Genomic DNA, 13,974 nt, shown 5'->3' on the forward strand with positions numbered 1-13,974 from the left:
GAACCAGAGCTAGAACCCGAACCAGAGCCCGAACCAGAGCCAGAACCAGAGCCAGAACCAGAGCCAGAGCCGTCACCGTCACCACCAGAACCGTCACCGCCACCACCAGAACCGTCACCGCCACCACCAGAGCCGGAACCGTCACCACCAGAGCCATTACCGTCACCACCAGAGCCGGAACCGTCACCACTACCAGAATCAGGTTTTTTTATACCTTGTTCACAGGTAATAGAGTAATTATTACGGTCAGTACAGGACGTTTTTAAATTAGTCCAGTAATCAGGATATTGAGCAGCACAAGCATTTCCTTCTCTAGCCGTTATTTCCTGCCATTCTGAGCTCCCACAAAAATCATCAGGCGGCTCTTCACATACACCAGTTTTTTCATTTGGAATCTTACCAATAGGGCAGCCAATGGCACCGGAAACATAAACAAAACCTAATTTTCCGTAACCACTCGCATGAACTTCAAAACCTGTTGTTTTCCTATAAGCCCTTGAAACTTCAAAACCACCACAAGACATTCCCGTTGGATAATCAGAAGTCCTAGTACGTCTAGAAATTACAGTACCAACAGGAAAAGCAGACGAAAGACAAGCATGACCACTATGACCAGTAACGGTAGAAAAAACAGCAGCAAAAGAAAAAGACGACCAAAATAAAAAAAACAAGAAAGAAAAAAACAATTTCATACACCACCCCCATGATAATTACATAAAAAGAAGATAAAAAAAGGGAGCCGAAGCCCCCTTGATATTATTAATCAACCCGACAAGACTCCCGTATAGACCCCATATAAAAATGAAGCAGTCATAAGAGAGCCAACAGCAATTGAAAGAATCAAGGCTATTTACGGAGCCAAGAAACAACCATACCCAGACCGAAGCCGAGAGCAGCAATAGCAATTACACCCGCTGTAGTAGTAGCAACCATTGCTTTACCCGAATCAACAGCCGCTGTAATAGCGGCATTAGCTGTAGAATCATCAGCAAATGCAGGAGAAGAAAGGGCAGTAACAGTAGCAAGAATTGCCAAATGACGTAATTTTTTCATAATGTTTTTTCCTAAAAATAGATTAACGAAAGTGTTTTATAACGCGCCCAAGAACATGACCACCAATAAAAGTAATCAAGCTCTGAGCAATAACGAATTCATATAGAGAGCTATCGAATTCAAGTAATGACCAATCAAATTGACCATCAACCAAGTGCGATAACTGTTCTTTTGAGACTAAAACATATTCACAAACACCCGAAGATGATTGTTGTAATATCCCATCAATAACAGTTACGCAAATAGACATAAAAACTAAACCTATTTAGCTTTCATAGAGTTGTCGAAATGCTTTTTAATTTCATCATCGACAGGAACCAGTTTATTAACCAAGATATCAAGCGGGTCATTTGGGTTAGAGCCAAGACTTAACTCATAGTCACGGTTAGGAACAAAAGCACGCGATTGGATAAGTTGACGGGCATAGTCCACGTCAATTTTCAGCGCTTGCTTGTTGTAGGGAATGTCAGTTGAAAAACCGATGCCCGTTTGTTGGAACTTCTCGTTGTCGACTTCTTCAACGGCACGAAGCACAGACAATTCTGCGAACTCCATATTAGACTTAGGGAAACGCTTGATTGAGATACCAGTTATTGTAGGCATATTCTTGACTCCAAAATTTCGATTTTCTGTTTCGTGTATTCGTCAGGAATCCCCAACGAGGTATTAAAATTAGCGCGCCTATGATGCGAAGGAATGAGCATCCCAAACGCTTCACCTAAATCACCCTCAGTCATAGAAACGACCTCAGCAAGAGCCTTACCACATTGACGACGAACCCAAGCGATACGCGCCATGAATTCGAGTCCGGCTTTCTTCTTGTTCAGTTCAATTCTCATTGGTTCAGCAGGGTCGATACTGGCGGCGAAATCACACAGACCAGCAAAGGCCGAAGCAGGCGAGGCGAGTAGGGACAAATCACACTTCTTTAATTCCACTTCGTTGCGATACCAAATCACCTCGGGGTCAGCAATGTTTTGCTCGAACTTCTTGTTGTAGATACGCCAGTAAACTGAAGACGTACGAGAGCCAACCAAAACCGCTTCCTCTGATAATTCACCAGACTGTGAAACGCGCTTATGAGGAACCATTGTGGGACCACGTCCACGTGGAGCAGTGCGAAATGCTCCCTCATAAAAACATTTCTCAGCATACTGACAGTCAAAAATTCCGGTGTAGTCATCAACGCACAAATCAAGGCGGGCTAGGCGAGTGATACCCAACAGAGACAGCCACCAATGCACCTTCTTGTGTGTCGTGAACTCAAACAGCTTCGCGCAGCCTGTACCATTGATTTGCACATAAACGGTGTCATTGTTGCCACCAACACCGACCAAACCACATTCAACCGTTCCGGTAGAGTCGTAAATCACCATCGAGTCTTCATAGCCATGCAAGCCACGACCACGCATAGGCGATAGACGGAAATTGAACACTTTTGCCATGAACTCGTTGAACCTATCAGCCAAAACCTTACGACACTTGTTACGGTGTAACTCCATGGATTTCTCGATTGCTTCTGGTGAATCAAGACGGCCTTTAACAGTCTGCTTTTTGAACTCAGGAAACTGCATATTGATAAAGTCTTGTTCGTTGGAGCTATCCAAATGCCTAAGAGAGCCATAAGAAAACGAAAAGGCTAGGTGGTCGACTTGAACCGGACGAATCTCATCATGGAACTTATGTGGTTTTTTAGATGGCACTGAACACACCCTTAACCAAAAGCTCTTGGTAGTTTTCATCGGTGATTTCAACAACCTGAAAAGACACCATTCCATAGTGCGATTCCATGAACTGGAAGAAATCGCGCGGAGTCTTAAAGAAGTTGTGACCCCAAGGAAAGTAAGCGTTGATGCCATGATTGGGTTCGTTGTCGAAGTAGATTGAATCCATGATTAGCTTCTCAATGATTAAGCAAGTTTGTTTGCAAGCTTCAGAGCTGAATCACATTCTTTGCATACTGTTTGAGATGTGAAATTGTTCATACACAAAGTGCAAAGAGAGTTTGTAGGAAGCTTTAAACCGTAAAACGAGCAGAACTGTTCAAGCTCTTGGTCATTTTCAAACGTGTAAGTAAATCTATCAGGAGAGGTTTGAATTGAACTGAAGTGCTTCACTGAGTGAAAGTGTTCTTCACCGATAGTATCAAGGTCAAATTGAAGCTGTTTGACAGAAAACTCCATGCAAAGGGAAATTGGTGAATGTTCAGTCCCAAAAGAAACGTATGTAAAATTTAAATCCGGATGCTTATAGAAACGAACGAAATTATTTTTTAGTAAATATCCGTCACGAAGCTTTTCAACTGTGAACATAACAACCACCTTGACTGATTATTGAGAGTTAGAGTGACCGTCTAAACCGAGCTGAAAGCGTCAAGGGCAAACAGCCCAGACCTAGACAGTCAAAAGTGAGTAACAAGTTTTTGTTAGTGGTGAAATGGTAAACACAACTTTCTGTTAGTACAAGACACAAAAAATTGTTAGCAATGAGCTATGATTAGGGAAACGGAGGAATTTCCATGTACCAAAATGAACTGTTAGACGCCTACAAAAAGGCGCAAAACTACGTACAAGACAAGCAAATTGCACATGACTTGAACTTACCAGCGCAAAGAGTTACTGATTTTCGCAAAGGGCGTCGCTATCTAACTGATTCTGAAGTAATTTTTTTGGCGGAAAATGCAAAGTTAGACCCACAGGTCGCTTTGATAGGTTTGCACGCTGATCGCAACGATAATCCACAGGTAAAACAGCTATGGGAACACATGGCAAAAAAGTTTAATGGGCTTGGATTATCAAGCATTTCAATGGCTTGCGGAAGTTTTGCATTATGGATGATGCAGACTAAAGATGTGATAGCCAACTGCGTATTATGTACGTTATGTTAAATAGAATTTGCTGTTTATAAGGCAGAACTCTTTGTGTGATGCCCTGCCTTTGTATAGTGTCGGTGTTCTTTAAATTATACGGTGTATTTAACCATAGTGGTTATTTACCATAAAATACCTAATATCCAGTGATAATAATCTTCGATTTTACCCCTGGTATTAGTTAGAGATTAACCGCCAGCAAACTTAACTTTGTAGCCTTTCTTTTCAAGGTGCGCTTTGATCTTATCGCGCGCGTCGCCTTGAATTTCGATGTTGCCATCTTTTACTGAGCCACCACAGCCACAAACTTTCTTTAGTTCTGCTGCCATTAATTTTAATGGCGCGTCATCTAGATCTAAGCCAGTTACGACAGAAACGCCTTTGCCTTTACGGCCTTTGGTTTCTTTTTGGATTCGAACGATACCATCGCCTTTTGGACGTTGGACTTTCTCTTCTTCAGGTTTAATACGACCTGTTTCTGTTGAATATACTAGGCTCATAATTTACTTCTTTTGTTGCTCGGCTTTTTGTTTAGCGATTAAGTAAGCTTCGATATGACGCTGTATTGCCGTTTTCCCGCCTTTGATAAGACGGCCGTTAAACATGCAATACCATGCGTTGGGTTCACCAGTGTCATTTTTGATTTGGTAACCATTGAAATTTTCAGTTTGGCCACCAGTCCCTCTAGACTTACTTAATGCTGTGAACTCTTTTGGGTCAATAATAGATGCAGTATCAATCCACCAATCGATACTCTTTTTTACGGCTGCTAAGTTACCTTGAATAACGTGGTTTTTTAATTTAGTACGCCAAATTGTGTTTGTGGAATCGGTCGATTTCAGATGGATCCCACGGTAAATTGAATTAGCCATATCAATTGATCATCTTTTTGTTTTCACTGCATTAATCATAAGTATACTAATAACGATAGCAAGCATAATATGGCAAAAACACCTGTCGAGGTACGGTAATTTGAGAAAAAATGTCCCTATTTTAACGGACTCTGCGATAATCAATTCGTTTGTTGAAAAATTAAACAGAGAAGCTTCGATTGATGTTATCGACGAGTTAACAGGTTATCAATATTCTCGTAATTCACTGTTGGGTATCTACAGTGACTGGAATCGCTACCATGCTTTCTGCACCAAGCTCCGCATCAATACACTCCCTGCGTCAATTACTGCAGTTCGTCGTTTTTTAGAAACTGAGTCTAATAATAGAAAGTTCGCGTCATTAAAACGTTACACTGCAACGCTTAGCTTGTTACATACTGTGTTTAACTTCCCCAACCCTATTAAGCATAGGCAAGTTCGCTTCACCCTGCTCCATTTACAAGCTCAAATGGCTGGTGACGCTAAACAAACAAACGCGATGACATCTTCACACCTTAGTCAATTAAACACCTTGCTTGCACATGAAAAGGCAACGCTAAAAGAGATCCGTGACATAGCGATTTATAACGTGATGTTTGAGTGTGTTTTAAAGCGCTCGGAACTTAAGTTATTATCATCGAGCGATGTTGAGAGTGTCGATGGTGTTTATGAAATCGCGATCAAAGACTCGCTTTACAAGCTTTCACCAGCTGCAAGTTCTTCACTTAAACGTTGGCTAAGTTTTACCGGACTCGAAGATGGATTAACTTTGTTTCGGGCAATTGATAAGCATCAAAACATTGGCCTTCAACCACTAGATGATTCATCAATCTATAGAATACTAAGGCGTGCTAGTGACTTACTCGGTTTGGCAGAAAATCATCACTTTTCAGGGAATTCGATACGAGTTGGCGCGGCGCAAGAGCTTTCTAAACAAGGGCTAAAGATAAGAGAGATTCAGGACTTTGGACGTTGGCTTAGCCCTGCAATGCCGGCCCAGTATGTAGGCTATTCGAATACGGCTGAAAGTGAAAAAATGAAGTTCAAAGCGTTAACACCGTGGCAATAAGCCATATTAGGTCGGCAGTAGACTAAAAACATCGCAAATAAAAAAAGCGGCTTGGAGAAATCCGAGCCGCTTTTTAGAGTTAATCTGTTATACAAAAATTTAGAAAATACCCTTAATAAAGGCTGGTTCTTACGCAGTTTTCTAGGAACTGAGCGAACTTATGTCCGTTGTGTTCAACCATTTTAGGGAACATCGAAATTGGTGTCATACCTGGGAAGGTATTAACTTCGTTTAGGTAGATCTCGTTATCCTGCGTTAAGAAGAAGTCGATGCGAGACAAGTGGCGAAGCTTCATTTGTGTAAACACTTTGCGAGCGCTGTCCGCAATCAGTTGACGTTGTTCATCAGTAAGATTACTTGCTTCAACTTCTGTGATCGAGTGGCTATCTGCGCTGTATTTTTCTTCGTAAGAGTAGAATGCGCCATTCGGTGCAATCACCTCGCCTGGCTTGCTGATGTGCAGCTGGCCGTCGATTTCGTAAGCCGCAACTTCCAGCTCTCTTGGCACCACTGACTTTTCAACAAGCACTTGATCTGAATAAGTAAATGCTTTGTTGATCGCTTCACTCAAGTCTTCCATTTGATTGACTTGATAACAGCCAACAGAAGAGCCTTGGCGTGCCGCTTTCACGAATACTTTGCCCCACTTTTCAAAAGCTTGAGTTGCTTGTGAATGTGCTTCGTCTGTATTGTCAGATAGGAATAGATATGGCGTGTTTGGAATGCTCAGTGCGTCATACCAAAGCTTTGACGTAATTTTGTTGAAGCTGTTATTGCTAGCTTCAGAACCACAGCCTAAGTACGGGATTTTCGCCATTTCGAACAGTGATTGGATATCACCGGTTTCACCTGGGAAACCATGAATACATGGAACGATGAAATCAACTTTTGATTCTAGATCATCACCACGTAGCGTTTGATTATTGATATCAAGATATACTAATTCGCCCGAATCTAGACACCAGCCTTCGCTCTTAATCTCAACTCTTACAACGTTAAAGTCTTCAACGCTCTTAAGTTGATCAAAAAGGTAATTGGCTGAAACTAAAGACACTTCGTGCTCTGAAGATCCACCGCCGCATAGTAGAAGAATGTTTGTGGTGTTCATGGGTAAATTCGGTCCTTGAAACTAGGAATACTGACTTCAATGATAAACAAAAGTCGAAATAGGTACAGTGTTTTGATTGTTAAAATTGCGTCCGAAAGAACGAGCGATTAACTATTAGACAAAACGGTTCGTCTTAAAACAAAAGAAGGAGCATTTGCTCCTTCTTTATGATTCAAAACTTAGTTTAACTTGTTAAGCGTTGGGTATTCAGAGTTCTTGATGTCATCAATACTCTTCACGAATGGCTTCAAGTTTTTAAGTGAACTCGGTAGTGTTGAGATAGCCTTTTTCGCTTCTAAACGCGTTGCGTAGTCACCGTAAAGTACCGTGAACCACTTAGTGCCATTAACCATCTTGTAGTTTTCCCAAACTGGTTGAGAAGTCGTTGGTAGCATTTTCACGAAAGAGTCGACTTTACTTTGGCTGCCAACCGCAACAACTTGAACTGTGTAACCAAAACGCTGGTTCATGTCTTGTTGTTTCTTAGTTGGACCTTTCACTGCCGCAACTGGCTTAGCCTGAGTTGTTTGAGTGACTTTCTGCTCAACAGGTTCTGTTCTGATAACGTTAACAACATTCTCTTCAACAACGCCTGATTGCTGTGATTGAGACACAACTGGAGCTTCAACTTTGGCAGTTTTGTACTCTTCTTGATAACTATCTGAAGTCACATCCGTGATGTAGTTTTCAGATACACATGCAGCCAAGAGCAGTGGCAAAGTCGCAATTGCAATTTTTTTCATGGAAAGCTCTATATCCTTAATAATAATTACTATAAATCATGCCGATACGTCGGTTTAGAATCAAGTTAACTTTGAGATTATACACCATTAGTGGGTGACCTATTTCACAAACTTAATGCAGTGTTTGCTTATTCATCTTAATTCGGTGAATTTGCCATCAACCTGACATCGAAAAGTAAGTTACGATGAACTTACGTGCATTGCTAGGATATGTCTATGAATCATCTTGATCCCCTACTGAAACCCCGTTCAATTGCTGTTGTTGGTGCTTCTCAGCGAGAAAACCGAGCAGGCTACATTGTTATGAATAATCTGTTGCACGGGGATTTTAAGGGGGCGGTAATGCCAGTCACGCCCAAATACGATTCTGTGGCGGGTGTACTTTCATACAAAAACATTTTGTCGTTACCAATCGTTCCTGACCTTGCGATTCTTTGTACCAACGCTACTCGCAATATAGCTATCTTTGAGGAGTTAGCGGAGAAAGGCATTGCGTCTGTCATTGTTCTGTCTTCAGACATGCAACAACCGAGTGATAACGGAGAAACGTACGACTCAAGATGCCTAGCGATTGCAAAAAAGCACAATATAAGAATGCTTGGTTCAAACAGTTTAGGGGTGATCATCCCTTGGCTTAATTTAAATGCATCCTTCTCTCCTGTTACCGCACTGCCCGGCAAGATTGCGTTTGTTTCTCAATCTGCAGCGGTGTGTACCACGATACTTGATTGGGCGAATGATAAAGAGATCGGTTTCTCTGCTTTTATCTCAATTGGTAACGGCACGGATATCGAGTTTTCTGAACTGTTGGATTACCTGAGTACCGACTCCCATACTGAAGCGATATTGCTTTATGTAGATAGCATTAAAGACGCACGACGTTTCATTTCAGCTGCCCGAGCCGCCTCACGTAACCGGAGAATACTAGTATTAAAAGGTGGCCGGACCGCCAAAGGCCGAGCTGCAGCAATGGCACATACTGGTGGTGCGGACACGCTCGATATTATTTACGACTCGGCTATCCGTCGTAGTGGCATGCTGCGAGTTAAGAACCTGCACGAACTGTTTGCTGCCGTAGAAACTTTGACTCACTCGGTCCCATTACGCGGAGAGCGACTGGCCATTGTCACGAATGGTGGCGGGCCTGCAATTATGGCTGTTGATACGCTTTTCGAACGTGGCGGTAAACTCGCTGAGTTATCGGAAGAGACGCTTGAAAAGCTTAATAAAGTGCTACCTTCAAGTTGGTCACATAGCAATCCTATCGATATTGTGGGTGATGCAGGTGATCAACGTTATATTGATACGATTAACACACTGCTCGATGGTGATGAGGCAGATGCTATTCTCATCATGCATAGCCCTTCTGCTATCGCACACTCTGCTCAAACTGCTGAGCGCATCATCGAAGCGATTAAAAAGCACCCTCGCCATAAGCGATTCAATATTCTTACCAATTGGTCTGGTGAGCTTACGGCAAGGCCTGCTAGAAAGCTGTTCACTGAAGCTGGTATTCCAACCTATCGAACACCAGAGAGCTCTGTTGTCGCATTCATGCACTTGGTCGAGTACCGACGCAACCAACGTCAGCTTATGGAGACGCCAACCACGGCTGAGAAAGTCCATATTGAAGATTTAGCCGATGCCAGAAATTGGATAGAACGCCAATTACTGGATAAAGATACAGTTAGCCTTGATACCCATCAAAACAGTCAGTTTTTCAAACACTTCAACCTAGATGTGCTGCCTACTTGGATCGCTTCAGATCCTAGTGAAGCGGTACATATTGCAGAAACGATTGGTTATCCTGTCGCAGTTAAACTCCGCTCACCAGATATCGCGCATAAATCTGACGTTCAAGGCGTAATGCTTAATTTAAGAAACAGCAGTGAAGTCGCAAATGCGGCTCAAGCGATTCTTGATCGTTCTCAATTGTCGTTTCCTACAGCACATATTCATGGCTTGCTGGTACAAGGCATGGCGAAACTCGCAGGCGGACAAGAGCTTCGCGTGAAAGTCACAACCGATGAAACATTCGGTCCTATTATTCTACTCGGTCAAGGTGGTTCGGAATGGGATGAGTCGATTGATGCGGCCGCAGCGTTCCCACCACTGAATATGACACTAGCTCGCTACTTGATTATTCGAGCGATAAAGAGTGGCAAGATTCGTCTACAGAAGCTTCCTAACCCTATCGACATAGAAGGCTTGTCGGAGTTGCTGGTTCGTATCTCACAAATGGTGGTTGATTGCCCAGAAATACATGATCTGGATATACATCCAGTACTTGCGAATGGCGATAAGTTCACGATATTGGATGCAGATATTGTATTGAAAGCCTACGAAGGTGATCCGCAAGAAAGGCTGGCGATTCGCCCATACCCCGTGGAGCTTGAAGAACGCATCCAGTTAAAAGATGGTACAGAAGTGTTGCTACGCCCTATTCTTCCTGAAGATGAACCACTTCATGCCGACTTTATTAACCGAGTGTCTAAAGAGGATCTCTACAAACGCTTCTTTAGTGATGTGGGTGAATTCAATCATGAAGCGTTAGCTAATTTCACTCAGATTGACTTCGATAGAGAGATTGCTTTTGTTGTGGTGCTTGAAGAGCAAGGGGTTCCTGCCATTATCGGTGTGTCGCGCGCGCTGATTAACCCAGAGAATACGGATGCAGAATTCGCGATATTGATTCGCTCTGATTTAAAAGGCGTTGGTTTAGGTCGAATCCTTATGACTAAGGTTATTGATTACTGCCGTGCTAAGCAGACTAAACAGATGTCGGGAATGACAATGCCAACCAACAGAGGGATGCTGACACTAGCTCAAAAACTGGGTTTCAAGCTAGATATCTGTTTTGAAGACGGCACAGCAGATATGGTACTTCCGTTACTTGAGTGACCATGTTTTTTTAAGGTGTTGAATACACCAAGATTTGGCGTCGCCCATTTTGTTGCGTCGCCAAGCCATCACAATGTCGATCGGTTGCGGCTCTGTCCCTGCAATCTGTTTTAAAACACCAGATTCGACCAAAGGTTTAGCAACGCTACACGGCAAGGTACCAATGCCGAGCCCACTAGTTAAAGCTTCTACTTTTGCTGGGAAGCTCGTCACCGTTAAGCGCGGTTGTTTCTCTAAAATATTGATGCTTAATGCTGGCTGATCGCGTGCAGTATCTGCAATTGCAATCACCCTGTAACTTTCTCTAGCCTTTTGATCGAAATCTCCTGAGCGCTTATGTACGTAGTGGTTGGATGCTGCTACCCAAACCATTTCCATTTTTCCTATTACGTCACTTTTCATATCATTGGGAATGGTATCTACCTTTGGGCAAACCAGTAAGTCAGCTCGACCATCTGACAGCGATTCCCAGCACCCCGCTAAGATCTCCTCTTGTAAACGAACACGCGTTTTACTGATTTTCCCCAGTTCATCGACAAGTGGGAAGAAATTAGCAATCGGGATAATGCCATCAAAAGCGATGGTTAAATCCAACTCCCATCCATTAGCTAAAATGCTGGCTTCGTTGACGAGCCTTTCTGTCGCACCAAGAATTACTCTGCCTTGCTCAAGTATTAATTGCCCCGCTTCCGTGAAGTTTGCACGGTGGCCTGAACGGTCAAAAATCATGATATCTAAGTCTTGTTCAAGCTTTTGAATTTGGTAGCTGAGTGACGAAGGCGCGCGGTCCATTTCATTGGCCGCAGCAGCAAAACTTCCACGTCTATCGATGGCGTCTAGGATGTGTAACGCTTCAAGTGTTATTGGGCTATGCATCAGTTTTCTACTTTATAAATGAGATTTTGATCACAAAAATGGAAGCATTCACCAGATAAATGGAACCATTAAAGGTCTTTTAATACAATGAGTTATACGGTTTGTCCGATCTTTTAATGACAAAAATACAAATAAACTGAATTCAAATAATAGTAATTATCATTTAGATCCAATATTATCTTTCGCGAAATCAAGATAATACTATGGAATTAAGGTAACTATCAGATGTATAAGCAATCCCTACTCTCTGCTTCAATCGTTTTAGCGCTTTCATCAACCTCAGCCTTAGCTGAAGATTATGCCCTATTTGACGAGGTTGTTGTATCTTCGACTCGTACGAATCAACAACTTGAAGATGTTGCTGCTTCTGTCACCGTCATCTCTGATAAGCAAATTGAAGAGAATATGGCAAAAGACGTTAATGAGATTTTCGAATACACGCCAGGTGTTACGATGAACTCAAGCTCTCGCCAAGGTGCCCAAACGATTAATATCCGTGGCATGGAAGGTAAACGCGTTAAGATTCTTGTAGATGGCTCATCGCAACCTGGTTCATTTGATGGTGGTCCTTACGCCTTCATTAATTCTAGCGGTATTTCTATCGACCCTGATATGTTAAAAAGTGTCGAAATCATCAAAGGTGCTGCTTCAAGTTTACACGGAAGTGATGCAATTGGCGGTGTTGTTGCTTTTGAAACTAAAGATCCTTCTGACTTCTTGAAAGATGGCAAAGACTTCGGCGGTCAAGCTAAGCTCTCCTACTCTTCTGAAGACAATTCATTCAGTGAACATGTTGCATTAGCTAATCGTTTTGGCGATTTAGAAACTCTGGTTGCTTATACTCGCCGTGATGGTGAAGAGCTTCAAAACTTTCGTAACTCGGGTGATTTAGAGAACTACGCAGTAGAAAATCAAGACACATCAGCAGATAACCTATTGGTAAAACTTCAATACCAACTGAATGAAAGCCATCGCATTGAGTTTCTAGCAGAGCTTATTAAAGATACCTCTGATTCAGACATCTACCACTCTAGTTATGATAGCTACACTGGTGAAGATGACACTAAACAAAACCGATTCGCAATCAAGCACATTTGGTTTTCAGATGGCGCGATTGCTGACACTGTGACGAGCAAAGTATCGTACATTTCTAAAGAAGAGCATGGTGTAACGAAGCGCTTTAAACCTGCAGGCCCAGGTTTCCCTCCTTACGTTCCTGCCAATAACGATAATCTCCAAACCAAAGATTATGATTACACCGAAGATAAGCTTGAGATAGAGACTCAACTAGACAAAGAGATTAACAATCACTACCTAGTTTATGGTGCGACTTATACGCATAGCGACATCAGCAACACCAATATGGAGTACAACTCAGATCCAGCGACTGACGATCAACTTTACGTGTACACGCCTGATGCGAAAGAGCAGAAGTTTGGTTTGTTTGTTCAGGACGAAATCAGCCTAATGAACAATAAACTGGTTGTGACTCCTGGTGTTCGTTTCGACTACTTCTCTACAGACCCTGGTAAAAACACTGGCGAATCTCTAACTGACTTCTCGGATTCTGCGGTAACAGGCCGTTTAGGTACAACATACAAGCTTACTGATGCAGGTACTGTATTCGGTCAAATTAGCCAAGGCTTCAGGGCGCCGTCGTTCGACGAACTGTATTATACGTATGACAACCTAGCAAATCATGGAACCCCATACGTAAATGATCCGAATCCTAATCTTAAGTCAGAGACAAGTATCTCGTACGAGCTTGGTTACCGTCATATTACACAGGCTTCATCGTCTGAGATTGCAGCTTACTACAGTGATTACGATGATTTCATTGAAACCGTAGTAACGAAAAAAGTCGGTCGAACAAAACACTTCTCTAACGTTAACTTAGAGTCAGCAACGATCAAGGGTATTGAGTTTTCGAACACCTTACTTTGGGATGTACTAGTGGGTGCACCAAAGGGTATCTCGACTCACTTTGTGGCCTCATACACAGACGGTGAAGACGGAAACGGCAATGCGCTAAACAGTGTTAACCCATGGAACGCTGTGTTAGGTCTGAACTACGATGCACCGAACCAAAATTGGGGGACAAGTCTTAAGTTAAATTACACAGCTGAGAAATCTGGGTCAGACATTAACTTCGATGATGAGAATGGCGGTAACGCTGGTCAAGTTGAAATCTCAAGCGCAACGGTTGTTGATTTAACGGCTTATTACAAACCAATGAAAGATTTGACGATTCGTGGTGGTGTGTTCAACTTAACTAATGAAGAATACTACCGCTGGAATGACGTTCGTGGCGATGATGAGCTTTACAAAGAGAACTCTCAAGCTGAAAGGAACTACGGTATTTCAGCTAAGTACGAATTCTAATTCGATACAAGCCTGAACTACAGAAGCTAAAAAGCCAGCTATAAGCCTGTCTCTTATACAGAAATCCCTAAGCTACAGCTTAGGGTTTTTTTTTGAACTAA

At 42.5% G+C, this 13,974-nt stretch carries 16 protein-coding genes; 4 read left to right on the forward strand and 12 right to left on the reverse strand.

The window, feature by feature from the left end; translation table 11 throughout:
• The 7 genes from JC606_RS21570 to JC606_RS21600 all read right to left on the reverse strand — a co-directional run.
• Positions 1-692: hypothetical protein (locus JC606_RS21570; protein WP_198779398.1), on the reverse strand; the 692-nt coding region annotated here is incomplete at its 3' end.
• Positions 693-846: 154 nt separating this feature from the next.
• Positions 847-1,053: a hypothetical protein gene (locus JC606_RS21575; RefSeq protein WP_198779399.1), complete on the reverse strand. Its 207-nt coding sequence runs from the start codon at positions 1,051-1,053 to the stop codon at positions 847-849.
• Between the two features lie 22 nt (positions 1,054-1,075).
• Complete coding sequence (locus JC606_RS21580) at positions 1,076-1,303, reverse strand: transcriptional regulator (RefSeq protein ID WP_198779400.1); 228 nt, start codon at positions 1,301-1,303, stop codon at positions 1,076-1,078.
• Positions 1,304-1,314: 11 nt separating this feature from the next.
• Complete coding sequence (locus JC606_RS21585; RefSeq protein ID WP_198779401.1) at positions 1,315-1,656, reverse strand: DUF1293 family protein; 342 nt, start codon at positions 1,654-1,656, stop codon at positions 1,315-1,317.
• Positions 1,644-2,756: a replication initiation factor domain-containing protein gene (locus tag JC606_RS21590; RefSeq protein WP_198779402.1), complete on the reverse strand. Its 1,113-nt coding sequence runs from the start codon at positions 2,754-2,756 to the stop codon at positions 1,644-1,646. The genes JC606_RS21585 and JC606_RS21590 overlap by 13 nt, the downstream gene beginning before the upstream one ends.
• Positions 2,746-2,946, reverse strand: a complete 201-nt coding sequence (locus JC606_RS21595; RefSeq protein WP_004739109.1) for a hypothetical protein — start codon at positions 2,944-2,946, stop codon at positions 2,746-2,748. The genes JC606_RS21590 and JC606_RS21595 overlap by 11 nt, the downstream gene beginning before the upstream one ends.
• A 17-nt stretch (positions 2,947-2,963) precedes the next feature.
• A complete protein-coding gene (locus tag JC606_RS21600; RefSeq protein WP_198779403.1) occupies positions 2,964-3,365 on the reverse strand; it encodes a hypothetical protein in 402 nt (133 codons plus the stop codon).
• A gap of 206 nt (positions 3,366-3,571) precedes the next feature.
• Between JC606_RS21600 and JC606_RS21605 the strand changes: the two genes are divergently transcribed.
• A complete protein-coding gene (locus JC606_RS21605; protein WP_198779404.1) occupies positions 3,572-3,940 on the forward strand; it encodes a DUF3693 domain-containing protein in 369 nt (122 codons plus the stop codon).
• 170 nt (positions 3,941-4,110) lie between these two features.
• On the opposite strand, the gene yciH is transcribed toward JC606_RS21605, so the two are convergent.
• A complete protein-coding gene (gene yciH, locus JC606_RS21610; protein WP_008221404.1) occupies positions 4,111-4,422 on the reverse strand; it encodes a stress response translation initiation inhibitor YciH in 312 nt (103 codons plus the stop codon).
• Between the two features lie 3 nt (positions 4,423-4,425).
• Positions 4,426-4,794: a DUF3319 domain-containing protein gene (locus tag JC606_RS21615; protein ID WP_198779405.1), complete on the reverse strand. Its 369-nt coding sequence runs from the start codon at positions 4,792-4,794 to the stop codon at positions 4,426-4,428.
• A gap of 100 nt (positions 4,795-4,894) precedes the next feature.
• Here JC606_RS21615 and JC606_RS21620 point away from each other — a divergent pair, with 100 nt between their 5' ends.
• On the forward strand, positions 4,895-5,863 hold the full coding sequence (locus JC606_RS21620) for a tyrosine-type recombinase/integrase (protein WP_198779406.1): 969 nt from the start codon (positions 4,895-4,897) through the stop codon (positions 5,861-5,863).
• A 112-nt stretch (positions 5,864-5,975) separates the two neighbouring features.
• Here JC606_RS21620 and JC606_RS21625 read toward each other — a convergent pair whose 3' ends face one another.
• A complete protein-coding gene (locus tag JC606_RS21625) occupies positions 5,976-6,971 on the reverse strand; it encodes a D-alanine--D-alanine ligase (RefSeq protein ID WP_198779407.1) in 996 nt (331 codons plus the stop codon).
• Positions 6,972-7,150: 179 nt separating this feature from the next.
• A complete protein-coding gene (locus tag JC606_RS21630; RefSeq protein ID WP_008221412.1) occupies positions 7,151-7,714 on the reverse strand; it encodes an SPOR domain-containing protein in 564 nt (187 codons plus the stop codon).
• A gap of 216 nt (positions 7,715-7,930) precedes the next feature.
• Between JC606_RS21630 and JC606_RS21635 the strand changes: the two genes are divergently transcribed.
• Positions 7,931-10,615 (forward strand): bifunctional acetate--CoA ligase family protein/GNAT family N-acetyltransferase, encoded by a 2,685-nt coding sequence (locus JC606_RS21635; protein ID WP_198779408.1) that lies wholly within the window; start codon positions 7,931-7,933, stop codon positions 10,613-10,615.
• Here JC606_RS21635 and JC606_RS21640 read toward each other — a convergent pair.
• Positions 10,604-11,491 (reverse strand): LysR family transcriptional regulator, encoded by an 888-nt coding sequence (locus tag JC606_RS21640; RefSeq protein WP_198779409.1) that lies wholly within the window; start codon positions 11,489-11,491, stop codon positions 10,604-10,606. The two genes, JC606_RS21635 and JC606_RS21640, sit on opposite strands and share 12 nt — an antisense overlap.
• A gap of 225 nt (positions 11,492-11,716) precedes the next feature.
• Here JC606_RS21640 and JC606_RS21645 point away from each other — a divergent pair, with 225 nt between their 5' ends.
• Positions 11,717-13,873, forward strand: a complete 2,157-nt coding sequence (locus JC606_RS21645) for a TonB-dependent hemoglobin/transferrin/lactoferrin family receptor (protein WP_198779410.1) — start codon at positions 11,717-11,719, stop codon at positions 13,871-13,873.
• The last annotated feature ends 101 nt before the right edge of the window (positions 13,874-13,974 follow it).

The organism is Vibrio sp. IB15 (assembly GCF_016406055.1).
In the GTDB taxonomy this organism is placed as follows: Bacteria; Pseudomonadota; Gammaproteobacteria; order Enterobacterales; family Vibrionaceae; genus Vibrio; species Vibrio chagasii.

What these genes read in the sequence shown, in the direction of transcription:
- JC606_RS21615 (WP_198779405.1), bottom strand. Translation starts at nt 4,794, where the DNA reads ATGGCTAATTCAATTTACCGTGGGATCCATCTGAAATCGACCGATTCC.
- JC606_RS21625 (WP_198779407.1), bottom strand. Translation starts at nt 6,971, where the DNA reads ATGAACACCACAAACATTCTTCTACTATGCGGCGGTGGATCTTCAGAG.
- JC606_RS21635 (WP_198779408.1), top strand. Translation starts at nt 7,931, where the DNA reads ATGAATCATCTTGATCCCCTACTGAAACCCCGTTCAATTGCTGTTGTT.
- JC606_RS21645 (WP_198779410.1), top strand. Translation starts at nt 11,717, where the DNA reads ATGTATAAGCAATCCCTACTCTCTGCTTCAATCGTTTTAGCGCTTTCA.
- JC606_RS21575 (WP_198779399.1), bottom strand. Translation starts at nt 1,053, where the DNA reads ATGAAAAAATTACGTCATTTGGCAATTCTTGCTACTGTTACTGCCCTT.
- yciH (WP_008221404.1), bottom strand. Translation starts at nt 4,422, where the DNA reads ATGAGCCTAGTATATTCAACAGAAACAGGTCGTATTAAACCTGAAGAA.
- JC606_RS21580 (WP_198779400.1), bottom strand. Translation starts at nt 1,303, where the DNA reads ATGTCTATTTGCGTAACTGTTATTGATGGGATATTACAACAATCATCT.
- JC606_RS21605 (WP_198779404.1), top strand. Translation starts at nt 3,572, where the DNA reads ATGTACCAAAATGAACTGTTAGACGCCTACAAAAAGGCGCAAAACTAC.
- JC606_RS21595 (WP_004739109.1), bottom strand. Translation starts at nt 2,946, where the DNA reads ATGGATTCAATCTACTTCGACAACGAACCCAATCATGGCATCAACGCT.
- JC606_RS21585 (WP_198779401.1), bottom strand. Translation starts at nt 1,656, where the DNA reads ATGCCTACAATAACTGGTATCTCAATCAAGCGTTTCCCTAAGTCTAAT.
- JC606_RS21600 (WP_198779403.1), bottom strand. Translation starts at nt 3,365, where the DNA reads ATGTTCACAGTTGAAAAGCTTCGTGACGGATATTTACTAAAAAATAAT.
- JC606_RS21640 (WP_198779409.1), bottom strand. Translation starts at nt 11,491, where the DNA reads ATGCATAGCCCAATAACACTTGAAGCGTTACACATCCTAGACGCCATC.
- JC606_RS21630 (WP_008221412.1), bottom strand. Translation starts at nt 7,714, where the DNA reads ATGAAAAAAATTGCAATTGCGACTTTGCCACTGCTCTTGGCTGCATGT.